Source organism: Flavobacterium johnsoniae, from assembly GCF_030388325.1.
In the GTDB taxonomy this organism is placed as follows: Bacteria; Bacteroidota; Bacteroidia; order Flavobacteriales; family Flavobacteriaceae; genus Flavobacterium; species Flavobacterium johnsoniae_C.
This window is the reverse complement of sequence record NZ_CP103794.1, coordinates 3,548,763-3,574,102: the sequence shown is the minus strand read 5'-3', so window position 1 is coordinate 3,574,102 and position 25,340 is coordinate 3,548,763. Positions and strand designations below refer to the sequence as shown.

Here is a 25,340-nt window from a genome sequence, read left to right as displayed (position 1 = left end):
AGGCGGAATAGGCATTGCGCTTCATATAGCCCGGACATAAGAAAGCGGCTGAAGGCGCCGCAGGGGACTGCAGCACAAAAGCAGGCGCAAGAGCCGGGATATTGCGGCAGCACACGCAGGTGCAGAACGGACAGCATGCATCTGCTGGCTGGAAAGTGCCCGAAGGGCTGCTCAAAGCGGCGTTCGCCCCGCGCGCCGGGCCTGCGCCCCTCTCGCATGGAATGCTGGAAAGGGCAACTATGATCAGAGCCAGTATGATGCAGATGAATTTCACGGACTAAAATTAGCAAATTATGACATGCGCACCATTATATAATTTTAATTTTCAATTGTAAAATTCCTGGCCTCCATCCCTCCATTGCCCCTATCGCCTTTCCCGCCGCTCCGGAGATTATTTTGAAGAAAAAACGAAACCCGTAAAGCGCTGTATGTAAGCGCATTGAAGCATAAAAAATTCCTTACGCCGCTTATGATGGTCCGGAAATTCAGGATGATTACAAAATTGGATTGTAAACTTTCGGCAAAAATAATCCGATATGTTTTGCCCTGGTTAAGCCAATGTAAAGCCATCATTAACAAAGTCCCAGACAATGCGCCAGTTATTCCTCGAAAATGCCGATGGGCCCATCGAAAAAATCACGTCCGAAAAGGCCAATCCCCTTTTGGATCTTTATGTTTCATTCAACTTCTCAAGGCTGCGGCCTTCGCTTTTTTTCCTGCCTGCGGTGCTGCTGCTGCTCATCGCCGCATTCCTTTTCATGCTCGATGCGCTGCGCGCCGAATCGTATATCCTGATCCAGCGGGAATATTTCTTTATGCTGAATGCCGCCCTGTCCCAATATCCTGAAATGCAGTACAATCTCACCGAAACCGGAAATACGCTGGTGGTGGCATCACTGCTGAGCATTTTTGTGCTGCACGCGCCTAAGATATGGGAGTCTCTTGCCTCTGCCCTTTTGGTTTCCTGCCTGTTTTCCAGCGTGCTGAAAAAGCTCTTTCATGTCCCAAGGCCGGCAGCTTTTTATGATACCGGCAGCTTTACCATAATCGGAAGGACCCTCTCAGGGCACAACAGCCTGCCTTCTGGGCATTCGATCACTATTTTTACGGCGCTTTCCATCCTTATGTTTGCCTTTATGCCTGCCAGGCTGCGAAACAGGATCATCTGGTGCGCACTTTTTGTTTCAGCAGGTCTCGCGCTTGTACTCACAAGGGTTGCCCTGGGAGCGCATTACCCCATTGATGTTCTTGTCGGGGGAATCATAGGCTACAGCTGCGCCCTTGCCGGCATATTTATCTCAACAAGGTACCGCATTTGGAAATGGATCGGAAACAGGAAATACCACCCCTTCTTCATCATTGCCTTCACGGGATGCTGGCTTGCGCTGGCCTTCAGGATCATGCAGGAGCACCTTTTCATATTCTGCCTGTCTTTGTTCGTTTTGACCATATCACTATATAAAATCACCGCCGCGTATGTTAAAAGGTAAACTCCCGGCAGCCCGCATGGCAGCCTTAATCAGCCTGGCCAACTGCCTGTTCTTCCATATCCCCTTCTTCTCTTTTGTGCTCGGGAACCTGAATTACGCGGGATTCAGCGGCATTATGACCATTGCCAGCCTCATCGCGCTGATGCTGGTGCTGGATTTCCTGGTCTTTTACCTGCTGCTTTACCTTACCGGAATTTTCGGCAGACTGCTCATTTCGCTCTTTTTTGCGCTCAGCGCCGCAGCCCTGTATTTCATCAATTCCTACAGCGTGATCATAGATGAAAGCATGATCGGGAATATCCTCAACACCAATTATGCGGAATCAAGCGCCTACTTTTCGATCAGGCTGGTGCTTTATGTGCTCGCGCTCGGGATACTTCCCGCGGCGGCGCTATTGAGGATAAAGATAATAAAGGAGCCCCTCAAAAGGTTCGCGCTGCTCTGCTCAGGCAGCCTGTTTATTGCCCTTGCGCTGGTATTTATCAATTCGGCAGGCTGGCTTTGGATCGACAAGAATTCCAAAAAATTGGGAGGGCTGGCAATGCCATGGTCCTATGCGGTCAACACTTCCCTGTTTTACGTGCACCAGTACAAGAAAAACCAGAAGGAAATCCTGCTTCCCGATGCCCGCATCGGGAACAGGAAGAAATCCATTGTGGTGCTGGTCATCGGGGAATCGGCAAGAAGGGCCAATTTCTCGCTGTACGGCTATCCGAAGAACACCAATCCGCTGCTTTCCAAAACTGAAAACCTGCATATCTTCAATGCTGTCTCCTCGGCAACCTATACCACCGGCGGCGTGAAGGCTATTCTGGACCATAAAAAGACCGGCGATCTCTATGAGATTCTGCCCAACTACCTGTACCGTAACGGTGTCGAGGTCATCTGGAGGACCGCCAACTGGGGAGAGCCGCCGCTTCATATCAAAAATTACCAGGACCGGAAATACCTGGGCGCTGCATGTCCGGGCAGCGAATGCGCATACGACGAGATCCTGCTGAACCTTTTCCGGGAGCAGATCCTGGCCAGCAGCAGCGACAAGATACTTCTGGTGCTGCATACCAGCACAAGCCACGGCCCCAGCTACAGCAAAAAGTATCCTCCGGCGTTCCAGTATTTCAATCCGGTCTGCACCAGCGTCGAGCTTGCCGACTGCTCAAAGGAGGAGCTGATGAACGCCTACGACAATACGATAGTCTATACGGATTACCTTTTGAGCCGCGTGATCCAGAACCTGAAAGAGCTCAAGGAATTTGACAGCACGATGATTTTTGTATCGGACCACGGAGAGTCCCTCGGGGAAAATAATCTCTACATGCACGGCCTGCCGATGAGCATTGCTCCAAAAGAGCAGTTCGAGATACCCTTTGTCGTCTGGGTATCTCCCGGCTCAAAAAAGCTGAAAACCAATAAAACGGTGTCGCAGTACCATGTCTTTCACAGCGTGCTGAACTTTCTGGATGTGGAAAGCCCCGTATACGATGAAAACATGAACATTTACCAATAGGATTCAAACAACCGGCACAAGCCATAAAAATAATTTCATATGAATGGAACAGTATTTATCAACCGGCTCAGCAACAGGTCAAGGCTGGCAATATCCGCTTCGGCGGGGCTGCTCACAGCCGTTGTCCTTGAAATAGGAACCAGCAGGCCTTCGGTGCACATCATGGCGGTATGGCTGGCTTTTTCGCTCACCCAGCTGTTTTTCTCCTGGTTCACCATATTCACCTGCCGTGTGGCCGAGCTCAAGAAGAATGCCAAAGACCAGGACTCGGGACGCGCTGTGCTTTCCCTGTTCATGCTCCTTACAACGGCCGTCAGCCTTCTGGGGATCGTGCTGCTGTATGTTTCGGCCGAGCAGAAGTCAGGCTCCGAGCTGGCGCTGCATGTGGTGATGACACTCTCATCGGTGGGAACGGCCTGGGCGGTGGTCCATACCACATTTGCCTTCAAATACGCCAATCTGCATTATTCGCTCAATGGCCTTGATTTTCCCGGAAAAGGCGAACCTGACTATCTCGACTTTGTCTATTTCTCATTTGTGATCGGCACAACCTTTCAGGTGTCCGATGTTGCCATACTGGACAGGAAGATAAGAAGGACCGCACTGGTGCACGGGGTGCTCTCCTTTATGTTCAACACTACCATACTGGCATTGAGCATCAACATAATTTCAAGCATGGTCCAGCGCTGAAAAATATAGCCCAACAGGAACATTTGCATGTACCCAAACTCTGTTTTTTTTGATTTGATTCTCCCGGCATCCAGTTTTCATTGCTGGGGGAATCTTTATCAGAGACCGGAAAGCTAAAGGAAGTTTTTGCGCAAAAAAAAAACTCTGGAGGTAAAAATTCAGAATTAATTCAAAATTGAGCCGTATTATTACATCCTGTAATATGCACGGCAGTGCCGTATTTAAAAAAATGATCCCCCGCAGCGCATATTTGGCCATAAATTCTTAAATTTAGTAGGTATATGCACTGTCATGGGGAGGTAAGAAAAAGGCATCATGAAAATTTTAATCATAGAAGACGAACAGGATATCGCTCAAAGCATACAGAGCTATTTCAAGGACAACGGCGTAAAATGCGAAACGGCGCACAATTATGCGCAGGCCATCCATAAGATTGACAATTATGACTACGACTGCATACTGCTTGACCTGGGCCTTCCCGACGGAGATGGTTTTGATATCCTCAGGGAGCTTCGAAGCAAAGACAAGACCGACGGGGTAATAATCATATCGGCAAAAGAGACCTTGGAGACAAGGCTGGAAAGCTTCAGTCTGGGCGCCGACGACTACCTCACCAAACCCTTCCATCTTGCCGAACTGCTGGTAAGGATGCAGGCGCTGGTTCGGCGCAGGAACTTCAAGGGAAGCAACAGCGTGGTGTTCCATGAGATCAGGATCGAGGTGTTCACCAAAACCGTGCTGGTCAATGACCGAAAGCTAGAACTGACCAGAAAGGAGCTCAACCTTCTTCTGTTCCTGATCGGCAACAATGACAAGGTCCTGTCAAAGGCAGCCATCGCCGAACACCTTTCAGGCGACATGGCCGATATGCTCGACAGCCATGACTTCATCTACGCCCACATCAAAAACCTCAAAAAGAAACTCTCCAAAGCCGGCTCGGGCGACTATATTAAAACCGTTTACGGAGAAGGATACAAATGGGAAAAATGAACCGTAAAAAACTTCTGGGCAAAACCACGAGGGATTTTCTCGTGCTTGCCGCCGTCATTCTGATAATCTGCGCTCCAATCTTCTACTATGTCAGCCAGTGGCTTTTCATCTACGAAACCGAGGAGGTTCTCGTGCAGCATAAAAACGCATTCATTAACCAGTCAAGCCGCAACTTCACTCCCGAAGACATCAAAACCTGGAACAGGTACAACCTGCATTTCACCATTATGCCCGATATGGGAGTCACCAGAGATTCCATTGTGGGCACCATGATCGAAGACTCGACGGCAGAAGAGAAAGAGCCGTTCCGAATCATATACGCCCCTGTGGAAATTGCCGGCAAAAAATACACGTATACCGAAAAGATCCACCTTCTGGAAATGGAAAGGATGGTTTTCACCATCGCAGGCATGTTCACCTTTATCCTTCTGGTGCTTTTCCTCGGCATTGTATGGCTCTCCAAAAAGACGGCCTCCAAGCGGTGGAAGCCCTTCTATGACACCCTGGACCAGATCCATGAATTTGAGATCGACAAGAACAAGCCCCCTCATTTCCTGGAGACTGACATCGACGAATTTGAACGCCTGAACAGAAGCCTTGAGGCGCTGATCGAAAAAAATACGGCCATCTACAAAAGCCAGCGGGAGTTTGTCGAAAATGCCGCCCATGAGCTGCAGACTCCCCTGGCGCTGTTCCAGAACAAGATCGACACCCTTTTCCAGATGCGGCTCGACAGGGACCAGACACGCGTGCTGGGAGCATTGAGCAGGGATGTGGCAAAGCTCAACAGGCTCAATAAAAATCTGCTGCTGCTCTCCAAAATAGAGCATGAGATCTATTTGGAAAAAACCAGCCTTTCCGTCAATGAGCATATAGAAAAGCATCTGGACTTCTTTACGGAGCAGGCCGGCCAGAAATGGGTCGCCGTCAATGTGCAGCTGTCCCAGAGGCTCGAAATAGAAGCAAACCCGGTCCTTGCCGAAATCCTGATCAACAATTTGGTGCTTAATGCCATCCGCCATAACCGCACCGAGGGAAATATCATAATCAGGACTCTGGACCGCGAGCTGATGGTCCTCAACACCGGAAAAGCCGAACCGCTTCCCATTGAGAAGCTCTTCGGACGTTTTTTCAGCGGCGGCGCCTCGGCAAACGGCAGCGGGCTGGGTCTGGCCATCATCAGGAAGATAACCGAGATAAGCGGATGGAAGATCTCCTACTCCTATTACAACGATTTCCACTGCTTCAGCGTCAAGTTCTAGAGTCTGCATCTGCTTGTGCAGGCCGTTTCCGCTGGGGTCTTAACAGGTCGGCGCTGCAGGCTGCAATGCGCTTTTTTTCATAAACAGGGTTAATATTTCTTAATAAAAACCAAAAATTCAGAATGACTACAACATTGCAATGTAAACTTTGCTGAGTTATTATTGAGTTATGGGTAAATTGTCTTTGAGAACCGGCAGATACGCGCTGCTGGTTCATTTTATTTTATGGTTTCTGCTGTTTTCGCAGCTGCTGCGCATCATCCTTTTCATCTGGCAGCATGGCCAGGTTTCGCTAAGCATTTTTGATGTCATCCGCACGCTGCTGACAGGGCTTTTTTTTGATATCGGAACCATTGCGCTGATTTCTTACCCTGCCGTTCTGTACTATACCGTTTTTGCGGGCAGATGGACCGGCTCGCTGGCCGACAGGATTATAATCTGGTTCTTTACGGCGCTGAATGTCTTCATACTGGTTTTCACCTTTCTGGCCGAAATCACCTTCTGGGAGGAATTCAGGACCCGCTTCAATTTCATTGCGGTGGACTATCTGATCTACACCTACGAGGTCATTGCCAATATACAGGAGTCCTATCCGCTTCCCCTTCTGATTGTATCAGTGGCGGCAGTAACGGCTATGGTGCTTTTGTTTTTCCACAGATCAAAGGCCTTTGCCGCCGCATTCGCCCGCAACACGGACATAGTGAAGAGGGTTTCCATATTGCTGCTCTTCACGGCGGCGGCATCATTTTATATCACTTTTATCTCCAGCAGCCAGGCCGAATGGTCGCCAAACCGCTACAATTCCGAAATTTCCAAATCGGGGATCTATTCCTTTTTTGCCGCTTTCCGCAATAACCAGATGAAGTATGAGCAGTTTTACACCTCCATCGGCAATGACCGCGCGTTCAGCATAGTCAAATCAAAACTGGCAGACAGCACGGTATCCTTTGCCTCCACAGGGTATTCGATCCACCGCAGCATAAAGGACGCCCAGTCTCCGCTGCAGCGCAGCAACGTGGTCTTTATCCTCATGGAAAGCTTCAGTGCGGATTTTATGGCCGAATTCGGAAACAGGCAGAACCTGACCCCTTTCCTGGACAGCCTTGCCCAGAAGAGCGTTTTCTTCACCGGCATGTATGCCACGGGCACCAGAACGGTAAGGGGCATGGAAGCATTGACGCTCTGCATTCCTCCCACTCCGGGCCAGTCGATCGTCAAAAGGCCGGAAAACCAAGACCTGTACACCATCAGCAATGTCTTCAGGTCCAAGAACTATGACTGCAGCTTTTTTTACGGCGGCGACGGCTATTTCGACAACATGAACTCCTATTTCGGAGGCAACGGCTTCAGCATTTATGACCGCGGGCGCGGAAGCGTGCTCAGCGACCGCATCAGCACAGTGAGGCATAATATCGCAGACAGCGAGGTCACCTTTGAAAATGCATGGGGAATCTGCGATGAAGATATTTTCAATAAAATGATCAGCACTGCCGACCAGAAGCATAAGCAGGGAAAACCGTTCCTGAATTTCGTGATGACCACCTCCAACCACAGGCCCTACACCTATCCTTCGGGCCGCATTGACATCCCGTCCGGAACGGGACGCGAGGGGGCTGTCAAGTATGCCGACTATGCCCTGAAAAGGCTCTTTGCCCAGGCGTCCAAAAAGCCCTGGTACAGGAATACCGTCTTCATTGTCGTTGCCGACCACTGCGCCAGCAGCGCAGGAAAGGATGAGATAGACATTGCCAACTACCATATCCCCGCCTTTATTGTGAATATGCCCGAAACGGCAAGCCGCAAGGTGGATAAGCAGTGCTCGCAGATCGATCTCTGGCCTACCGTATTTTCGATGTTCAAATGGCACTACGAATCCGATTTCTTCGGCAGGGACATCCTTGACCCCGATTTCGAGCAGCGCGCATTCCTGGGAACATACCGCAAGCTCGCGCTCATGAAGGGCAGCCGGGTGATGATACTCTCCGACCAGAAGAGGCAGGCCTTCTACAGCTGGAAAAAATCGGACAACAGCCTGAGCCCCCTTCCGATGGACAGGCCCTTTCTTGAAGAGACCATCGCCTGGTACCAGACCGCTGATTACCTTTTTACAAACAAACTTTTAAAATAAGCAATGATCTATATACATTTCATCATAAACCCCGTCTCCGGCGGAGGACGCCACAGCCTGCCCGATTTTTACATCAGGCAGTTTTTTCCCTCTGACCGGTATAAGATCAGCACTGATTACACCATGAGCAGAAAGCACGCGCTTGTCCTCACCCAGAAGGCGCTGCAGCAGAATCCCGACATCATCGTGGCCTGCGGAGGCGACGGAACCATAAATGAGGTGGCTTCCTGCCTGATCGGCACCGATGTGAAGCTGGGAATCATCCCGCTGGGGTCTGGAAACGGCCTTGCGTCGCATCTCAACATACCTCATGATATCGGAAAATCGCTTGAAGTGATCAGGGAAGGAAGAAAGATAAGAATCGATGCGGGAAGAATCAACCAGCATTATTTTTTCAGCAACACCGGCATCGGCATCGACGCAATGATCATCAGAAAGTATGAGCATTCGGGAAAAAGGATGCTTTTTTCCTATGTCAGGGCCGCGGTTGCCTCAACTTTCGAGTACAGCGCGCAGCCGGCCATCGTATCCTTTGATGACAGGGTCATACCAATAAAGCCCTTTATGGTCTTTGTTTCCAATTCCAATGAAATGGGATATAATATGACCCTTACCCCCGATGCGATGCTGACCGACGGAAAGCTTGACCTGGTCCTCATTCCGGAGCTTTCCTTTTTCGAAAAAATAGCCCTTGGATACCGCATACTGACCCGATCGGTCAGCAGATTCAAAAAGGCACAGCACCATCTGGTGAAGAGCCTGCAGATCGAAATGCCCATGAAGATCTTCACCGACGCGCAGATCGACGGGGAGCATTATAAATTAAGGACCAACACCTGCAGAATTTCGGCAGAGCCTGCCGTACTCAGCGTGCTGGTCTGAAAGCTTAATTAGGCTTTTCCGGAACTGCCTTCCCTTCGGGGAAGGCTCTCCGGAAATACGGGCTGCCGCCCTTGATCTTATCAGTTTTATTTGGCAAGCCTAGAGCGATCCGTCTCAAAATCCAGAAAAATCATTTTCTGGTCGTCCAGAAAAATCAGCACATCCAGAACGGCTGCCTGGTTATGCTTCTCCTCTTGTATCGGATCTGTCGGAAAAATTAAGCCCGAAAGCTCCTCCAGAGCAAAATCACGATCAGGATTGTCCCTTAGAATGGTAAGGATTACATTGGAAATATTGGCATACTTTTTCATATTCTGCAAATCATTTGGTTTTAATGCCCGGTTTATTTTTTTTTATAGAATAAACCGCAGAACCTTCGAAAAAGCCTGCGGTTTTGAATTAACAATTCACCTTCTATAAAGTTTTTTTCAGATTTTTTATTTCGGGGACGCGGGCAGGCGTCCGGCGCCTTCATTGGTCAATTTCCCGTTGGCCTGCTCATGCGGCCTGTCCTGCACATGGTACAGGATAAAATGTCTTGCCCTGGCAAAAATTCCAAGAACAATCACAATTCCCAGAATTGCCAGTATGATCGTTTTTCCGATATTGACAGCAGAATACCTGTTCTTCTTTCTAACCGGCCTGCCCTTCTGTCCCCTCGATGTCTTCTGTATATTTGGATAGTATTTCTTCTTTCGTTTTTTCATTTCGCATAAAATTCGATTCAATGCGCTATACCTGCAGATACGGCATTGCATTACCATGAACTGCCGGTAAAACTGCACGTTTGATATTTCTGCCTGTGCGTTTGCGGCAGGCATTTCTGATGGATATTACGATTGGATAAGGGCACAAAGAATCCCTGCCGTCAGAGCCAGATGATTATCCGTAAGCGGATATCATTTGGCCGGCAGCTGAATGATGGCATTAAATCTTTTGGATTTAAGTCTTTAGGATTTCTGCATTATCCAATTTAGAATTTCATTTTCTGGATGCGCACGGCATTCAGAATCGCAATCAGCGATACGCCCACATCGGCAAATACGGCTTCCCACATCGTGGCCAGTCCGCCTGCTCCGAGAACGAGCACTACGCCCTTCACTACGAAAGCCAGAGTGATGTTCTGCCATACGATTTTCTTGGTCTGTCTGCCGATATTGATGGCCATGGGAATTTTTGAAGGCTTGTCGTCCTGTATCACGACATCGGCCGTTTCGATGGTCGCATCGCTTCCCAGCCCGCCCATTGCGATGCCCGCATCGCTGAGCGCAACCACAGGCGCATCGTTCACCCCGTCACCGACAAAGGCAACCGTTCCATACTGCGCCTTGATCTCCTTCACCTTGTTAACCTTGTCTTCCGGCAGAAGGTCGCCGTAGGCATTATCGATGCCCAGTTTGTCGGCTACAAATTTCACAACGCTTCCCTTGTCCCCGCTGAGCATCGTCGCTTTGATATTCAGCTTGTGCAGCAGGTCTATGGTCAGCTGCGAGTCTTCCTTGATGGTGTCCGCAATTGTGATATACCCGACATACTTTTTGTCGTAGCTTACCGCGATTGTCGTGTATACTATCGAAGCCGGATCAACATCATAGGAAATCCCGAACTTGTCCATCAGCTTGAAGTTACCCGCAAGCAGCTCCTTGCCGCCGATCACCGCCTTCAGTCCGTGGCCCGCAATTTCCTCGGTGCTTTCCAGTTTTATCGAGCTGTCAACCTCACCCACGTATTCATGGATTGCCGTAGCAACAGGATGCGAGCTCTGGCTCTCCACCGCATTGACCATTTTCAGGATCTCATCCTTGTCAAACTCAGGCTTGAAGACAGTCTCCTGCACTTTGAATACCCCTTCTGTCATCGTTCCGGTCTTGTCCATCACCACGTTCTGGATCGAGGCCATCACGTCAAGGAAATTGCTCCCTTTGAACAGTATCCCGTTGCGGCTCGCCGCACCGATTCCGCCGAAATAGCCCAGCGGTATGGAAATGACAAGCGCGCACGGACAGGAAATTACCAGAAAGACAAGAGCCCTGTAAAGCCAGCTGCTGAAATCATAATTGTCCGCAAAGAAATAAGGCAGAAGGCAGATTCCGATAGCCAGAAAAACCACAATAGGCGTATAGATCTTGGCAAACCTGCGGATGAACAGTTCTGTCGGAGCCTTCTGCGAGGTCGCATTCTGTACAAGTTCCAGTATTCTGCTGAGCTTGCTGTCGGTAAAGGCCGCGGTGACTTTCACCTGTGCCGCCACGTTGAGATTGATCATTCCCGCCAGGACCGCCTCGCCTTTGGATTTGGTGTCCGGCTTGCTTTCTCCTGTAAGGGCCGCCGTATTGAATGAAGCGCTGTCGGTTAAAAGCTCGCCGTCAAGGCCAAGCTTTTCCCCAGGTTTCAGCTGGATGATATCCCCTATCTGGGCCTGTTCGGCTTTGATGGTTTTCGCCTTTCCGTCTGAAATGATCGTCACTTCATCGGGCCTCTGGTCCAGAAGGCTTTTGATGTTGCGCTGTGCCCTTGATACTGCAAGGGTCTGGAAAACTTCCCCCACGGCGTAAAAAAGCATTACCGCAACCCCCTCAGGATATTCCTTAATGATGAAGGCGCCGACTGTGGCTATGCTCATCAGAAGGAATTCGGAAAATACCTCCCCTTTGGTGATGCTTTTAAAGGCATCCCTGATAACCGGAAACCCGACAATCAGATAGGCTACCAGGTACCACACGAAGCGCAGGGTGCCGGTAAACCACGGCAGTTTGATCCAGTTGTCAAAAGAAATGGCAAGCAGCAGCAGCGCCAGGGAAATTATCGAGGGAAGGAACATCTTGAATGCTCCGCCTTCCGCAGTGCTGTGGTCATGGCCGTCATCATCGCTGTGGGTATGGCTGTGCCCGTCGTCCCTGCTGTGCGCATGATTGTGGCCGTCATCGGGAGCGTGCCCCTTCAGGAGCTCCTTTGCGCCCGCGTTCACATACACCTTCTCGGTCTGCGTGCAGCAGATCTGTTTACCGTCTTTATCGTATTTATGTTTGTGTTCCATGATATATAATTTATAAGGTTAAAAAATTCGGCACCATTCTGCTGTCAGCGTCCAAGTGCCGATAAAAGGCAGTCCATTGGTTTAGTTAGTCCTTTTTTTACTCTTAATTAATCTATCGACCAGTCTTCTGTACCATGAAAAATGGTTTATGCTGAAAATCAGCAGTATGATGAATGTTGCCGAAACGGCTATTACCAGCATATCCAGTGCTACGGCCATTCCCACCGCCGATGTGGTCCAAAGGCCCGCGGCGGTTGTGATGCCTTTAGGAAGATTCCGCTGGTCCCTGAAGATTATTCCCGCACCTATGAATCCAAGCCCGGTCGCAATGGCGGCAAGCATCCTGGCTACAGCCGAGACATCTTCCGTAAGATGGCCCGCAATGGAAACAAACAGGCAGGAAGCCGCGCAGATGCAGGCAAAGGTCCTCAGTCCCGTGTTCTGCTGCTCCCTTTCCCTTTCCAGACCGATAATCCCGCCCAGGAAAGCGGCCAGAACCAGTTTGGCAGACATATATAGTTCAACTTGGATATCCATCAGATAAGATTTTTGGCGGCTGAGCGGCCTACATCTCGTAGTACAGCCTATTTTTAGGCTTCTCAGGAATATCCTTCGCACCGGTCATCTCAAGGAGGTTGATCTCGATGGTCAGTGCAAGCGAGGTCATAGGGGTATCCACCGGCGTGTTCTCAAAGGGATCCTGCATGATGATGGCAGTTGATTCAATTGCAATGAACAGCAGCGGAATCAGAATGGTCAGCAGCAGTTCAACAGCCAGCTGCGAGTCCTCAAGACCGAAGGGAAGTATCGCGGCAAAGACATAGATCAGCGTGTGCACCAGCAGGCTGTATGACTTTGGAAAAACAGTATTTTTGATCCGTTCGCATTTTCCCATGTGGTCGCAGAGGCGCGATATGGTCTCATTGAGCTGCACGGTCTTGAAATCCGTTATAATGCCCTTATGCTCCATTTCGGCTACATCCTGCGAGTGCCTGTCCAGCAGCGCGTTGGGAATGTTTGCCCCCGCCACGTTATGGAATTTCAGGTAGGCTTCCACCTTTGGGCTGAAGGGCTGGCGGCGCAGCGCCTCCCCAAGGGCATATACCCAGATGATCTGCCTTTCGGCAAACTGCTCTGAAAAATGCCTGTTTTCTTTCGAAGCGGACTGCATGACCTGTCTGATAAGGGTGCGCGAATCGTTTACGATCGCCCCCCATACCATTCTGGCTTCCCACCATCTCTCATAGGACTGCGCCGTCCTGAAGGCCAGCAGCAGCGAAACTGCGGTTCCTACCAGTGCGGGGATGCTCAGGGGAAGCGAGACTTTCCTGAACACCGGAAGCATATCCAGCATCCCGATAGCCGCGGCAAAAATGACAATGAGAATGATCTGGGATCTGATTTCCCTGACAAAGTACAGCACTGATATTTTACGGTTTAGAAGCATATTTTAAAATTAAGATTTTACATTTATCCTTTATTCCCATTATATGATCTGAATTATTTCGCAGTTAGGCATTTCTCGCAGATTCCTTTGGCCAGAATCTGGATCTCATCGATCTGAAGGCTGCCCGAGAGGCTTTCCGGAAGCATGATCTCTTCGCGGCAGGTAGTCTGCCCGCACCTCCTGCAGTAGAAATGGAGATGCCTGTCATTATGCTCTTCCTCTTCGCATGAATCGGCGCATAAGCGGTACCTGGCCTGGCTGTCGTCCATAATCTTATGCACGAGCCCTTTTTCCAGAAATGTCTGAAGCGTCCTGTAGATGGTCACCTTATCGGCCTTGTGGAAATACTTCTCGATCTCCGCAAGCGATAATGCCGCCGTGAGGGTTTCCATATACTCGTAGATCAGAATGCGCATCGTGGTAGGCCGTATGCTTTTGCCGTTAAAGGCTTCTTCTGTCGTTTTCTTCATATAATTTTTACATTAAAAATAAAACCGGCAACAAGACCTATCTGTTAGGCAGTTACAGTAAATTTACGAAGCTTATTCTTAATTTCCGCGTTCGCAGCTTACTTTTTTAGCAGGCAGATACTTCATAATCGGCCTTTATTGCCGGCATATTTTAAATTAATGCAGGTTTTCCTGTCCGAGACCATGAAATAGAGATTAAAGGGGGTGAATCCCTATTCCCTGGCTTAATCACAGGCAAACACTTACTGTCGGACAGGAATCTGCATTAAATCCTTAGTGTCTCTTAATGTTCGTGGCCTCCGGAATTGCTCAGTTTGGCATTTACGAAAAAGGTTCCCTTGGTCACAATCCTGCTTCCCGCAGGTATTTCCTTCACAGGCGTAACGGCTGTATATCCCACTTCCGAAACTCCTTTTGTCACTTCCACTTTTTCAAAGTTCATGCTTGCCGCATCGATTTTCTTTTCCTCTGCAGGACTGTGCTTTTCGCCCTCTTCGGTGCCTCCCTCAGCTTCCGCCTCCTCATGCTCCTCAGGTTTCTTGTCCGTTTTCACAAAGATGTAGAACTTCCCGTCCGCCTCGGCAATGGCACCATTTGGCACTGCAGCCGTAAGAGCGGTGCCTACGCCTACCAGCGCTGTAATGTTCATTCCGTCGATAAGTCCTGCCTTATTTCCCGTCACGGTACAGTGAACCGCAACGCTCTTGCTCTGATTCTCAAAAGAAGAGCCGATATTGAACACCTTTGCCGTGTAGGTTGCCTCAGGGTTATTGGTCAGGGTGAAGCTTACGCTCTGCCCCACCTTTACCTTGGGAAGATCCTTCTCGAAAACCTGAAGGTCAAGGTGGATCAGCTGGTTGTCCACTATCTCCACAACAGGAGATGAGACGTCAACATAGCTTCCGATCTTCGCAAATTCGGCGCTTACCGTGCCGGTAACCGGACTGGTAACCGTTAATGCCGCCCTTAGGTTCGCCGGGGTGATGCTTCCGGGGTTTATTCCCATAAGCTGGATCTGTTTGGCAAGCGAGGCCTTGCGTGCGCGCAGCGCATTTACCTCCGCAGTGGCATTCTGAAGATTCTTCAGGGCTCCGGCATTACCCGCCTGAAGGTCTTTCTGGCGCTGCAGCTCCTGCTCCGCATTGGTGATGCGGCTGTTGATGGTGATGTACTCCTCCTGCTGCTGCACGAACTGGGGATTCTCGATTGTTGCGATCACCTGGCCCTTGCGCACCTGGTCGCCCAGCTGCACTCTAAGGGTCTGGATAACACCTCCGTACAGAGAGGTTGCATTGGCCTTGTTATTGTTTGGAACCCTTAAGGCGCCGTTTACTTTAATCGATGCAGTCAGGTTCTTGTTCTCAATGGTTCCGAGCTGAACCCCCACCGATTTCATCTGCTCCTGGGTCAGCACCGCAATTGTGGCAGCTTCCCCTTCGCTGTGTCCCTCCTCTTTCGCTCCCTCGGCCTTTTCGGTTTTGGCTCCGCTTTCGCTTTCGCCGCTTTTTTGTCCGCAGCCTGCCAGTGAGAAAATTGCGGCCGCCGCGATTAATAATTGAATTTTGACTTTCATGAATGCTCTATATTTAGATTTATCCTGCGGAAGGGCTCTGCCGCTCCCGCAGGCTGTTATATTATTTATTTATTGTTGAAATAATCAAACTGCACCGCAGACAGGTTGTACTGGTTCAGCACATCAAGATAATTCTGGCGTATGCCTACCGCCTGGGTCAGAAACTGTCCAAGCTCGGCAAAGCTGATTTCCCCTGAGCGGTAGCTCAGCGTGGAAGCTTTGATGATATCCTCCGCCTGCTTAAGCCCTGAAGTCTCATAGAAGTTCAGCAGGGAAAGGTTTTTCTCAATTTCAGCCGCCGATGAATTCTTCTGGGTCGCCAGCAGCTGGGTCTGATAGGCAAGATTCTTTTCCTGCACTTCCTTCTCGGCCTTAGCCGCCTTTACCTTATTATGCGCCGATACGGCCCCGAAAAGCGGGAAAGATGCAGTGGCAGAAAACCCCGTGTATGGATCATTAAGCCCATAAAGCTTCTGGCTGAAAACCCTTCCGGACAGCTCAGGCATATTGCTGTTTCTCATTACTGAAACATTTGACGACGCAATCTTCACATTCTGCTCCTGCAGGGTAAGCAGGGGATGCTTCCCGCCGCTTTCGGTAAAGCTCACTTCCGCCTTTCCAAGCGGGGCTTCCACAGGAAGCAGCCACTCATTCAGGTTCATAAGCATCATCAGCTGTTGCTGCTGCACGGTCATGTCTTTCTTGTTCTGCTCTGAAAAAGCTTTCAATTCCAGAAGTTTGGCCTCTGCGGCAATCCTGTCCAGCTGCGCCACATCACCGGCCTTCAGGCGCACTTCGGCAGTTTTTGCTAGCTGGGTATAGATGCTGTCCAGACGCTGGTACAGAAGCTGCTTGTCCTGAAGGTACCACAGCTTGTAGTAGGCCGTTCGCACATCCCTTTTGATTGTGGCGTTTAAAAGCACCGTATTGAGCTGGCTGTACTGGAGCTGGTTTTTGAAATAGCTTTTTCTTGCGGCATAAAGCCCCGGCCATGCAAAACTCTGCGAGATACCGATTTTCAGAATCCCTGTCCTGTCAGACGGCCTCAAATCCTCGTTCTCCGCGAAGACTCCCGTTTTAGGGATGTCTAAGGCTGTCTTCACATTCAGCCCGGCCGCCTGGATTTCGGATTTATTGATATCCAGCTGCTGATTGCTCTGCAGGGCAGTTTCCACAGCCTTCTCGATCGGGATGCGCTGCTGCGCATTTGCTGATCCCAGACCTGCAATGAAAAGGACAATGATGGCAGTTGTATTTCTCAATTTAAATTTTCCTTTAAAGTCAAACTTTGTATTAAAAATGATATAAAGAAGGGGAAGAACGAAAAGCGTAAGGAACGTTGCGGTTACAAGACCTCCGATTACAACGGTGGCAAGCGGCTTCTGCACCTCGGCACCAGCGCTGCTGCTGATGGCCATCGGCAGGAATCCCAATGAAGCCACCATCGCGGTCATAAGCACCGGACGAAGCCTTGTGATGGTTCCTTCTTTCACCCTTTCAAAAATGTTGTCCATACCCTCTTTTTCAAGCTGGTTGAATGTTCCGATGAGCACGATTCCATTTAGAACCGCCACCCCGAATAATGCGATAAATCCGATTCCGGCACTGATGCTGAAAGGCATGCCCCTAAGCATAAGGGCAAATATGCCCCCAATGGCGCTCATTGGAATCGCAGTGAAGATCAGCGTAGCCTGCTTGAAGGAACGGAACGTAAAATAAAGCAGACCGAAAATCAGAAGAAGCGACACCGGCACGGCAATCATAAGCCTTGCGCTGGCTGCCTGAAGATTTTCAAACTGTCCTCCATAGGTGAAATAGTATCCCGGCGGCAGCTTCACTTTTTCAGCCAGCTTTTTCTGGATGTCCTGCACTACGCTCTGGACATCGCGTCCAGCCACATTAAATCCGATTACAATCCTTCTTTTCCCTGCTTCCCTGCTGATCTGCGCAGGTCCAAGCTTATAGTCGATTTTTGCCACCTGGGACAGAGGCACCTGAACCCCTGTGCTGGTAGGAATCATAAGGTTGCTCACATCGTCTATGCTGCTTCTGTGAACGCTGTCAAGGCGCACCACAAGGTCGAAACGTCGCTCATTTTCATAAACCTGTCCGGTGCTCTTTCCTGCAAATGCCGTGCTGACAACGTCATTCACATCCTCTATGGTAAGCCCGTAATTGGCAATTCTGGTCCTGTCATATTCGATATTGATCTGCGGAAGGCCGCTCACTCGTTCAATCTGCGGAGAAGTCGCTCCGGGAACGCTCTGGATCACCTGCCCCACTTCTTTGGCGTACTGCGAAAGCGTGTCCAGGTTCTCACCGAAAATTTTCACGGCAACGTCCTGTCTGATTCCTGTCATAAGCTCATTGAAACGCATCTGGATTGGCTGGTTCTTCTCAAAGAACACTCCTGGAATCACTTCGAGCTTCTCCATTATGGCCTCTGCAAGTTCCGTGTAGCTCCTTCCCGACTTCCATTCCTTCTGCGGCTTTAGAACCACCATAAGATCGGTGGCCTCAGGAGGCATAGGATCTGTAGGGACCTCTGCGGCTCCCGTCTTTCCAACCACCATTTTAACCTCGTCAAACTGCTTGATGATTCTTGAGGCCTGCATCGAGGTCTCAATGCTCTGGTTCAGCGAACTTCCCTGAGGCAGGATGCAGTGGAAAGCATAATCGCCCTCCTGCAGCTGCGGGATGAATTCTCCTCCCATTCTTGTAAAGCAGAATACGGCAATAAGGAATATGGCTACCGTTACGCCGACCACGGCATACTTGATCTCGATCACTTTAGCAAGCAGCGGCTGGTAGATATTCTGTATTCTGTTCATCATCTTATCGCTGAAAGTCTCCTTGTGCTGCGGCTTTTTAGACAAGAACAGTGCGCACATCATCGGGATGTAGGTTAGAGACAGTATCAGGGCTCCAAAGATTGCGAATCCTACGGTCTGCGCCATCGGACGGAACATTTTCCCTTCAACGCCCACAAGGGTAAGAATCGGGATATATACAATTAAAATGATAATTTCTCCAAAGGCCGCACTGGTACGTATTTTGGATGCCGACTCGAAAACTTCCTCGTCCATCTCATCCTGGGTAAGATTATTGAGCGACTTGCGCATAGCAAGATGATGGAGCGTTGCCTCCACCACAATTACCGCACCGTCGACAATAAGGCCAAAATCAATGGCACCCAGTGACATCAGGTTGGCGCTTACGCCAAAGACATTCATCAGTCCAAGCGCGAAAAGCATGGCAAGAGGAATTGCTGATGCCACAATTAGCCCTGCGCGGAAATTCCCCAGAAACAGCACCAGCACGAATATCACGATCAATGCACCTTCTACAAGGTTCTTCTCTACGGTGCTGATGGCGCGTCCCACAAGATCCGTACGGTCAAGGTATGGCTCGATAACGACGTCGTCTGGAAGCGATTTCTGGATGGTCGGCAGCTTCTCTTTGATGCGCTTCACCACCTCGTTGCTGTTTTCACCCTTAAGCATCATCACCACGCCTCCGACTGCATCTACCTGCCCGTTATAGGTCAGGGCACCGTATCTCACAGCTTTTCCGAAGCGCACCTCGGCAACATCGCTTACATAAATTGGCGCGGCTCCCGTATTCTTAACCACGATCTTTCTTACATCATCAAGTGAGGTCACAAGACCGATTCCCCTGATGAAATATGCGTTTGGCTTCTTGTCAATATAAGCTCCTCCGGTATTCTGGTTGTTTTTCTGAAGTGCCGTAAAGATGTCCGGGATGCTAACCCCCATAGCTTTCAGCCTGTCAGGGTTCACGGCAACCTCATACTGCTTGAGCTCCCCTCCAAAACTGTTCACTTCGGCAATCCCGGGAGTTCCGTAGAGCTGCCTTGCCACAATCCAGTCCTGCATGGTTCGCAGGTCTTTGGCATTGTATTTATTTTCGCTTCCTTTTTTAGGATGGATAATGTACTGGTACACCTCGCCAAGACCGGTGCTCACAGGAGCCATTTCAGGAGTTCCGATCCCCTGCGGGATTCGGTCTGTTGCCTCCTTCAGCCTTTCGCTGATGAGCTGTCTGGCAAAATAGATGTCCGTTTCTTCATCGAACACAACTGTGATAACAGAAAGCCCGAATCGCGATATGCTTCGGATTTCCTGGATCTTCGGCACAGTGGCAATGCTCTGTTCAATGGGAAAGGTTACCAGCTGCTCCACTTCCTGTCCTGCAAGCGTAGGGCAGGTCGTAAAAATCTGAACCTGATTGTTTGTGATGTCAGGAACGGCATCTATGGGCAGTTTCGTTGCGCTCCAGGCGCCCCATAATATGAGAACCAAAGTCATTAACCCAATAATGATTTTGTTTTTTATGCTGAATTTAATTATACTATCTAACACTATGCATTTAATTTTAACGTTTAGAAAATAGTCTGTCCTCCCATGCAGAAATGGGGACAATGAAAAGCGCGCGCAGGCATCCCGAATGGATACGGAAAATCAAATGCATGCTGGGCAGGACCGTTAAGTCCTGACAAAAATCACTTCACGTGATAAGCGCAATCCGAAAAATCTAAACGAAAAATTTAGGGGGCTGCCAGATGCTGCCCGTGTAGGTTGAATTTACCTGGCAGTCCTTAATGACAGTATTCTTGGAACTGATAGGCTGCTGGGGAAGATTAAGGTCCGGCATCTTAAAGCTGAACTTTATTACCGAAACGCTGCAGCAGGAGCACTGGCAGAATGGCGAGCAGTGGTCGTCATTATCACTGCTGTGGTTATGGGACAGCTCTTTCTGCGCAGTTTTAGAGGAAATACAGCTATTGTATACGTCACTGCACGGAACCGCAAGCAGCCCTAGAATGTAAAGTAATAATATTGTTGTTTTCCATCTCATGGGACAAATGTAAAAAATAGTTTATGCAATCCGATTGCAAAGTGGCATCCTGCATTGTAAAATTAGAAACCTGCCCTCCGCAGTAAAGCGGGATTGCAGGCAGGCGGTTACTTCCTTCCTATTTTTATGCTACGCAAAGTAACAACCTGATTTTGTAGACATTCTGAATTTTTGCGCGATCAGCTGAAAAAAAATGTTTTTTTTTCTCTGCATCCAATTAATGACGAAATAACTGCGCAGGCCTCACATGCAGCAATTATAGATGAAGCTTCATGCCTTCATGGGTCGGCATAAAGCCCAGGCTCTCGTAAAACTTCACAGCCTCAGGCCTTTTTTTGTCTGTGGTAAGCTGGACCAGATGTGCCCCGCGCTGTCTTGACCTCTCTATGGCCCACTCGAACATAAGCCTTCCGAATCCCTTTCCGCGGTCTTCCCTCCTTATCCTGACCGCCTCTATCTGCGCCCTTACTCCGCCCTGATAGGTTAGATACTGGATGAAGCTCAGCTGCATGGTTCCCACCAGATCTCCGGCCTCATTAGTCACGGCGATAAGTTCCTGCGAGGGATCGGCATCGATTTTCTCGAACGCCTTAATGTAGGCATGTGGCAAAGGAAGCTGGAAATCCTCCCTGCCCTGCCCAAGGGCATCATCAGAAAGAAGCCTGATGATTTCGGGCAGATCATCTGCTGCTGCAGTTCTAAAAATTAAATTCATATCAATGTTTTTTGGGTATGCCGCTTTCTCCCTTTCATATTCCTTAAGCCATTTAGACTAGCACTTTAAAGAAAAGAGAACGATTTAAATTTTAAAATATGCTGTTATACTTTTCTATCAGCTGGTTTCTGTCCATTTCACCAGCCATCCAATCCCTGACATCTTTCACGCGCTGCTTGACGTTGTTTTTTTTGATTTCCATTGCTTGGTCAAATTCATCCGCGTCGAAATCTGCCGTGCTGCCGAGTTCCGTAAAAAATATATGAAATGGTGTCCAGTCTTCATCGGTCAATATCTTATGCAGCGGTCTATGTGCAGTTTCACGCAATACGTCAAAATACAATCCATTAATTTTCCGCGCTGAAACTTCAACCTCCATGAAGGAAAATAGCCTTTGAAAGAAAAAGGACTCCCCTATACTTATGCCCTTAGCATCTTCCAAGGTATACAATGAAGGACAGGAATACTCATCATTATCCAGATTATTATAATCTATAAAAGCGCAGATCTTGCCAGGAACGCATACCACATCTAGATGCTCATGAATGGCGTCAATTTTATTCTCATCGTAAAATATGGCAATGTTATCGGCGGCCGTTTTATTGTTCCATTCTGTTTCAAAAGCGAAAATTCCCTTGAAAAAAGGAACAGAACTCATCGGGCCTTCGCATATTCTGTCAATACCTTCAAGAGAATCTTTAAGTGTGGACGAACTTAATGTCGTTTTGATTTCAATTACGGCAATCACGGCTTCCTTTTTTACCACTACAAGATCATCTTCCCTAAAAACTGGAATATAATTGTGCTGGTCATAAATTATGATATCAATCTGCTTGCTGCTACCCTCTATAAATCCTGTTGCGACGTGAAATTTTTTGGGCACATATTTCCGCAGGACGGAAATGAAAAGCCTCTCCCTGTAATTTCCGACAGTCTGGCCGTGGCTGATGACATAATTGATACGCTCGCTCTGGCTTCTGATTTCATTTGAAATCGAAGAAAGATATCTTTTTTTATTTTCTAGTGCGATTTCGTTAATGCCAAGCGCAATATATGTGCCTAATTTTAATTTAACATATTTAAATGTGCCCGCGGCCAAGCGAGATTTTATAATCCCTGAAGCCTGTAATTTAGACACTCCGATTTCGCTGACTAATAGATCAATGCAGCCATCAACCTTTAACCTTTTCTGGGAGGAGGAATGCATCGTATTGATTACCTTGTGCCAGTTGTTTTTTATCATGCTCTGGAGCCTACCATACTTTTCATCGCTAAAAGTACACGTTCTGTCTACAATCACAAATGGATCGACCTGCTGTTTAAATTCGTCCATGTTATAAGTTACCAAGCCTCGTGCTTTTGTCTTTTCATCGTCACAGGTCCAATAAAACCTCACAGAATCTCCATCAATTGAAATAATTTTGCCTGTCTGGGCTTCGCCGTAGTCGTCTTTATGATTTATTATCAAATGATGTTCCTGCTGTAGAAACACTAAGAATTCTTTTGTTGTCAATATTATGTCCTTTAGGTTACTATTTAAAATTTTGTTCGCTATTAGTCCAGCAGAACCACAGGACACGATATCCTGCAACTTAAGGCGAATTTAAGAAATTTTTCTTAGCATCTCTGCTGTCCCAGCCATATGGTGCCCGTACTTGACGTTTCAGACAATAAAGTGTGCATGAATCTTTTACATGTGGAAATCTAGCAATTTACGGCACATTATTTGGTGCTTTTCTTGATAAAACATTAATTTACTGCTAACTAACTTATCTGAAAATTATGAAAAAAACTTTATTTTCTCTTCTGGTATTCGCAATGTCTATAAGCGCATCCGCCCAGAGCCAGTCCGCTTCGAATGCAAATGCATTTCCCTGCATTGACACTGGATACAGGCTATACCCCACTAATAATATGTGGACCTATATCAAACTCAACACCCGAAACGGACAGATGTGGCAGGTTCAGTGGGACACTGGAAAAAACAGGTTCGAGTCTCCCCTTTCGCTCAAGGCGCTTGCAGCACCCGATCAGGAAAAAAACAACAGATTTGTCCTCAGCCCCACCACCAATATATACAATTTCATTCTGCTGGACCAGATCGACGGACGCGTCTGGCAGGTGCAATGGTCAAGCAAACCCGAAGAGCGCGCCATTTTAGCCATAGAATAGAAAAGGCCGAAATAGCATTTTCCTTTATCGGTTCGCAGCATTATTTTTTGCACTCTGATGCGGAACCGGCATTTACACTTTTGGATGGGCAAGACTGCATAAAGGCATGAAGTTAAATCTTTGCTATATTTGTTTTATGCCGGCTGATTTTGTTTAAAATGCCTTATATTTGGCCGGAACAAACAATAAAATCAGCATTTTCTCTTTAGCATGAAGCATTTTAAAGGCATATTGATAATGGCGCTCCTTGCCATGCGGATGCTTTACGGCGTTGAAATCCACAGCGTCTCTTCCGTGCTTGCCGATTGCGCCGAAATGCAGAATATTTCAGGCAGGAAAGCCCACCAGTGCGCCGTTGATGCGCCCCATAGCAAAAAGAAAATCCGCATAAACGCTTCTTCCCAAGACAAGAAAGAGAAGCATAAAACCGCTGCGCTTTTAAAATCCCTAACAGAAAAATTTACTGATGACGCGCTTTCGCTTCCTCACAGCAAAAGCACCGCTTATTTTAAGCTGGACACTGCATTTGCAGACGCTTTAAAAAACTCACTGCACAGACTCCATTTTTTCTAGACTCAAAATTAAATTCCGAATTTACCTATTCGATGGCATAACTATCAATAGTCAGCTCAGCATAACGTAAAAGAAGGCCGTTTTTTATGTTCTCTGCTGCCATCTGCGATTGCCAGCCTGTATAACAGCGCGCTATCCAGATGCAAAACCAAACATAAAAAGTGACGGCTTACGAGAAAAGCCCGTTTTTAACATTCGGCTTCAAGAGTCTGATATGCCCTGTAAAACTATGGCAGCCCGCACTCCCGCGGCGCTTTCCAATACAGCTGAAAACCTGTTTAAACCAATTAAAACCAGACCCGCCGACGGTCTGCAAATCACTATGGCTATTCTGTATTCAGACGGAATAATCATCGATCATTTAATGCAATGAAAAATTTAATTCTTTCTTTTATATCGCTTTTGGCAGTCCATAGCGCCCAGTCACAAAAAAACTCGCTTAAGAGATACCTCGAAAAACAGGATGCTTCCATAACCGATACGGTCATCTGTTTGAAATCCTCGGATTCGGTCTGGGCTGATCTTCCTGTGACCCTAATCAGGGGGCGTGAAAAAGGTCCAACCCTTACCCTAGCCGCCGGAATCCGCGAAGGCGGATTTTCCGCCGCCGCTTCCCTGCTGCAGCTTCGCCGTGAGATAATGCCTGAAAAGCTCAAGGGAAACCTCATTATTATTCCCGACGCTGATGTGCAGCGCTACAGCGGCCGCAGCTCCCAATCCGACAACATACGAATGTCCCATCTTTCCGATGCTTTTCCGGGCAGCGCCAAGGGAACCGCGGCAGAATTGATCGCCGATTTTATTTCGACAGCTGTCTTTGATGCCACTGATGTATTTCTGGAGCTGAACGGCTGCGATTCCGGCAGTGATCCGATAGCTTTTATGTGCTACTACGACAATGCGGAATTCATGCAGCAGACAATGCTGGCGTACCGCCTGAGTGAAGCAAGCGGGCTCGGCACCATCCTGAGCCATCCGTACCCGCTCTCATCAGGAGAGCCTTCAAAATGCGCCGTGAAGCAGGCGGTCAGGCTGGGAATTCCGTCATTGAGCATGACATTAGGCGGATATGAAAAACAGGGATCCTCCAGCCAGCCATCGGCTGAAGAAGCGCTTTACAGGATTATGGCAGAATTGGAAATCTACAATAATGGCACAACAAAGCCTTCCCGCGCAAAGAAATTCAGGTATAACAGAAAGGCCTGCATAAAGGTTCCATTTCAGGGCATATTCTGCAGCTCCATTAAGCCAGGGGATAAAATCAAAGAAAGCCAGAAGATAGGCAATCTGACCGATATTTTCGGCAACAGGAAAAAAACTCTCAGAGCCCCCGAGTCGGGCACCGTACTTTACAAAACAGATGCAGATGCTGTAAATGCTGACGAAACTGTAATCTGCATCGGATACAGGATCCAATAGCAGAAATAGCTGCTGGATTTCGATTTGGAGCAGTTTCTGCCAAGACAGATAACTACGCTGCGCACTGCATGCCTGTATCCATTTCTTTAACACAATTAAATCAAAGA

At 48.5% G+C, this 25,340-nt stretch carries 22 protein-coding genes; 11 read left to right on the top strand and 11 right to left on the bottom strand.

What is annotated here, in order from left to right; all coding sequences use genetic code 11:
• Nucleotides 1-590: 590 nt before the first annotated feature.
• From NYQ10_RS15590 to NYQ10_RS15560, 7 genes are all read left to right on the top strand, one after another.
• Entirely contained in the window at nucleotides 591-1,490 is a 900-nt protein-coding gene (locus NYQ10_RS15590) for a phosphatase PAP2 family protein (protein ID WP_073411699.1), read from the top strand.
• Entirely contained in the window at nucleotides 1,477-2,997 is a 1,521-nt protein-coding gene (gene eptA, locus NYQ10_RS15585; protein WP_073411701.1) for a phosphoethanolamine--lipid A transferase EptA, read from the top strand. Before NYQ10_RS15590 ends, eptA begins: the two co-directional genes overlap by 14 nt.
• A 39-nt stretch (nucleotides 2,998-3,036) precedes the next feature.
• On the top strand, nucleotides 3,037-3,687 hold the full coding sequence (locus tag NYQ10_RS15580) for a DUF1345 domain-containing protein (protein WP_073411702.1): 651 nt from the start codon (nucleotides 3,037-3,039) through the stop codon (nucleotides 3,685-3,687).
• 315 nt (nucleotides 3,688-4,002) lie between these two features.
• The gene (locus NYQ10_RS15575) at nucleotides 4,003-4,677 is read left to right on the top strand and encodes a response regulator transcription factor (protein ID WP_073411704.1); all 675 of its coding nucleotides are present in this window, start codon (nucleotides 4,003-4,005) and stop codon (nucleotides 4,675-4,677) included.
• Entirely contained in the window at nucleotides 4,674-5,939 is a 1,266-nt protein-coding gene (locus NYQ10_RS15570; RefSeq protein ID WP_289877183.1) for a sensor histidine kinase, read from the top strand. Before NYQ10_RS15575 ends, NYQ10_RS15570 begins: the two co-directional genes overlap by 4 nt.
• A gap of 169 nt (nucleotides 5,940-6,108) precedes the next feature.
• Complete coding sequence (locus NYQ10_RS15565) at nucleotides 6,109-8,067, top strand: LTA synthase family protein (protein ID WP_073411708.1); 1,959 nt, start codon at nucleotides 6,109-6,111, stop codon at nucleotides 8,065-8,067.
• Nucleotides 8,068-8,070: 3 nt separating this feature from the next.
• Nucleotides 8,071-8,949, top strand: a complete 879-nt coding sequence (locus tag NYQ10_RS15560; protein WP_073411710.1) for a diacylglycerol/lipid kinase family protein — start codon at nucleotides 8,071-8,073, stop codon at nucleotides 8,947-8,949.
• A gap of 86 nt (nucleotides 8,950-9,035) precedes the next feature.
• Here the strand turns inward: NYQ10_RS15560 and NYQ10_RS15555 are convergent, their stop codons facing one another.
• From NYQ10_RS15555 to NYQ10_RS15510, 11 genes are all read right to left on the bottom strand, one after another.
• A complete protein-coding gene (locus NYQ10_RS15555) occupies nucleotides 9,036-9,260 on the bottom strand; it encodes a hypothetical protein (protein WP_073411712.1) in 225 nt (74 codons plus the stop codon).
• 126 nt (nucleotides 9,261-9,386) lie between these two features.
• Nucleotides 9,387-9,656, bottom strand: coding sequence for a hypothetical protein (locus NYQ10_RS15550; RefSeq protein ID WP_073414750.1), 270 nt, complete (start codon nucleotides 9,654-9,656; stop codon nucleotides 9,387-9,389).
• A 266-nt stretch (nucleotides 9,657-9,922) separates the two neighbouring features.
• Nucleotides 9,923-11,986, bottom strand: coding sequence for a heavy metal translocating P-type ATPase (locus NYQ10_RS15545; RefSeq protein ID WP_289877182.1), 2,064 nt, complete (start codon nucleotides 11,984-11,986; stop codon nucleotides 9,923-9,925).
• 81 nt (nucleotides 11,987-12,067) lie between these two features.
• A complete protein-coding gene (locus tag NYQ10_RS15540) occupies nucleotides 12,068-12,523 on the bottom strand; it encodes an MgtC/SapB family protein (protein WP_073414745.1) in 456 nt (151 codons plus the stop codon).
• A 28-nt stretch (nucleotides 12,524-12,551) separates the two neighbouring features.
• Nucleotides 12,552-13,433 carry a bestrophin family protein gene (locus NYQ10_RS15535; protein ID WP_289877181.1) on the bottom strand — a complete coding sequence of 294 codons (882 nt, stop codon included), beginning with the start codon at nucleotides 13,431-13,433 and terminating at the stop codon, nucleotides 12,552-12,554.
• Between the two features lie 53 nt (nucleotides 13,434-13,486).
• Nucleotides 13,487-13,903 carry a Fur family transcriptional regulator gene (locus NYQ10_RS15530; protein ID WP_008463790.1) on the bottom strand — a complete coding sequence of 139 codons (417 nt, stop codon included), beginning with the start codon at nucleotides 13,901-13,903 and terminating at the stop codon, nucleotides 13,487-13,489.
• 283 nt (nucleotides 13,904-14,186) lie between these two features.
• Entirely contained in the window at nucleotides 14,187-15,476 is a 1,290-nt protein-coding gene (locus NYQ10_RS15525) for an efflux RND transporter periplasmic adaptor subunit (RefSeq protein ID WP_289877180.1), read from the bottom strand.
• Nucleotides 15,477-15,541: 65 nt separating this feature from the next.
• The gene (locus NYQ10_RS15520; protein ID WP_289877179.1) at nucleotides 15,542-19,858 is read right to left on the bottom strand and encodes a CusA/CzcA family heavy metal efflux RND transporter; all 4,317 of its coding nucleotides are present in this window, start codon (nucleotides 19,856-19,858) and stop codon (nucleotides 15,542-15,544) included.
• Between the two features lie 172 nt (nucleotides 19,859-20,030).
• Nucleotides 20,031-20,354 (bottom strand): DUF6660 family protein, encoded by a 324-nt coding sequence (locus NYQ10_RS22550; protein ID WP_354669343.1) that lies wholly within the window; start codon nucleotides 20,352-20,354, stop codon nucleotides 20,031-20,033.
• Between the two features lie 256 nt (nucleotides 20,355-20,610).
• Nucleotides 20,611-21,069, bottom strand: coding sequence for a GNAT family N-acetyltransferase (locus tag NYQ10_RS15515; RefSeq protein ID WP_073414736.1), 459 nt, complete (start codon nucleotides 21,067-21,069; stop codon nucleotides 20,611-20,613).
• A gap of 91 nt (nucleotides 21,070-21,160) precedes the next feature.
• Nucleotides 21,161-22,582, bottom strand: coding sequence for a DUF6602 domain-containing protein (locus NYQ10_RS15510; protein ID WP_139260429.1), 1,422 nt, complete (start codon nucleotides 22,580-22,582; stop codon nucleotides 21,161-21,163).
• A gap of 269 nt (nucleotides 22,583-22,851) precedes the next feature.
• On the opposite strand from NYQ10_RS15510, the gene NYQ10_RS15505 reads away from it, so the two are divergent.
• The 4 genes from NYQ10_RS15505 (at nucleotide 22,852) to NYQ10_RS15490 (ending at nucleotide 25,233) form a co-directional block, all read left to right on the top strand.
• Nucleotides 22,852-23,241, top strand: coding sequence for a hypothetical protein (locus NYQ10_RS15505; RefSeq protein ID WP_289877178.1), 390 nt, complete (start codon nucleotides 22,852-22,854; stop codon nucleotides 23,239-23,241).
• Nucleotides 23,242-23,478: 237 nt separating this feature from the next.
• Entirely contained in the window at nucleotides 23,479-23,814 is a 336-nt protein-coding gene (locus NYQ10_RS15500; protein WP_139260427.1) for a hypothetical protein, read from the top strand.
• A gap of 229 nt (nucleotides 23,815-24,043) precedes the next feature.
• A complete protein-coding gene (locus tag NYQ10_RS15495) occupies nucleotides 24,044-24,187 on the top strand; it encodes a hypothetical protein (protein WP_167369524.1) in 144 nt (47 codons plus the stop codon).
• Nucleotides 24,184-25,233, top strand: coding sequence for a succinylglutamate desuccinylase/aspartoacylase family protein (locus tag NYQ10_RS15490; protein WP_073414724.1), 1,050 nt, complete (start codon nucleotides 24,184-24,186; stop codon nucleotides 25,231-25,233). The genes NYQ10_RS15495 and NYQ10_RS15490 overlap by 4 nt, the downstream gene beginning before the upstream one ends.
• The last annotated feature ends 107 nt before the right edge of the window (nucleotides 25,234-25,340 follow it).

Excerpts from the sequence above, each read along its gene's own strand:
- NYQ10_RS15515 (WP_073414736.1), bottom strand. The coding sequence starts at position 21,069 with ATGAATTTAATTTTTAGAACTGCAGCAGCAGATGATCTGCCCGAAATC.
- NYQ10_RS15505 (WP_289877178.1), top strand. The coding sequence starts at position 22,852 with ATGAAAAAAACTTTATTTTCTCTTCTGGTATTCGCAATGTCTATAAGC.
- NYQ10_RS15500 (WP_139260427.1), top strand. The coding sequence starts at position 23,479 with ATGGCGCTCCTTGCCATGCGGATGCTTTACGGCGTTGAAATCCACAGC.
- NYQ10_RS15580 (WP_073411702.1), top strand. The coding sequence starts at position 3,037 with ATGAATGGAACAGTATTTATCAACCGGCTCAGCAACAGGTCAAGGCTG.
- NYQ10_RS15545 (WP_289877182.1), bottom strand. The coding sequence starts at position 11,986 with ATGGAACACAAACATAAATACGATAAAGACGGTAAACAGATCTGCTGC.
- NYQ10_RS15530 (WP_008463790.1), bottom strand. The coding sequence starts at position 13,903 with ATGAAGAAAACGACAGAAGAAGCCTTTAACGGCAAAAGCATACGGCCT.
- NYQ10_RS15490 (WP_073414724.1), top strand. The coding sequence starts at position 24,184 with ATGAAAAATTTAATTCTTTCTTTTATATCGCTTTTGGCAGTCCATAGC.
- NYQ10_RS15550 (WP_073414750.1), bottom strand. The coding sequence starts at position 9,656 with ATGAAAAAACGAAAGAAGAAATACTATCCAAATATACAGAAGACATCG.
- NYQ10_RS15535 (WP_289877181.1), bottom strand. The coding sequence starts at position 13,433 with ATGCTTCTAAACCGTAAAATATCAGTGCTGTACTTTGTCAGGGAAATC.
- NYQ10_RS15525 (WP_289877180.1), bottom strand. The coding sequence starts at position 15,476 with ATGAAAGTCAAAATTCAATTATTAATCGCGGCGGCCGCAATTTTCTCA.
- NYQ10_RS15575 (WP_073411704.1), top strand. The coding sequence starts at position 4,003 with ATGAAAATTTTAATCATAGAAGACGAACAGGATATCGCTCAAAGCATA.
- NYQ10_RS22550 (WP_354669343.1), bottom strand. The coding sequence starts at position 20,354 with ATGAGATGGAAAACAACAATATTATTACTTTACATTCTAGGGCTGCTT.
- NYQ10_RS15540 (WP_073414745.1), bottom strand. The coding sequence starts at position 12,523 with ATGGATATCCAAGTTGAACTATATATGTCTGCCAAACTGGTTCTGGCC.
- eptA (WP_073411701.1), top strand. The coding sequence starts at position 1,477 with ATGTTAAAAGGTAAACTCCCGGCAGCCCGCATGGCAGCCTTAATCAGC.
- NYQ10_RS15495 (WP_167369524.1), top strand. The coding sequence starts at position 24,044 with ATGGCAGCCCGCACTCCCGCGGCGCTTTCCAATACAGCTGAAAACCTG.
- NYQ10_RS15555 (WP_073411712.1), bottom strand. The coding sequence starts at position 9,260 with ATGAAAAAGTATGCCAATATTTCCAATGTAATCCTTACCATTCTAAGG.
- NYQ10_RS15570 (WP_289877183.1), top strand. The coding sequence starts at position 4,674 with ATGAACCGTAAAAAACTTCTGGGCAAAACCACGAGGGATTTTCTCGTG.
- NYQ10_RS15565 (WP_073411708.1), top strand. The coding sequence starts at position 6,109 with ATGGGTAAATTGTCTTTGAGAACCGGCAGATACGCGCTGCTGGTTCAT.
- NYQ10_RS15590 (WP_073411699.1), top strand. The coding sequence starts at position 591 with ATGCGCCAGTTATTCCTCGAAAATGCCGATGGGCCCATCGAAAAAATC.
- NYQ10_RS15560 (WP_073411710.1), top strand. The coding sequence starts at position 8,071 with ATGATCTATATACATTTCATCATAAACCCCGTCTCCGGCGGAGGACGC.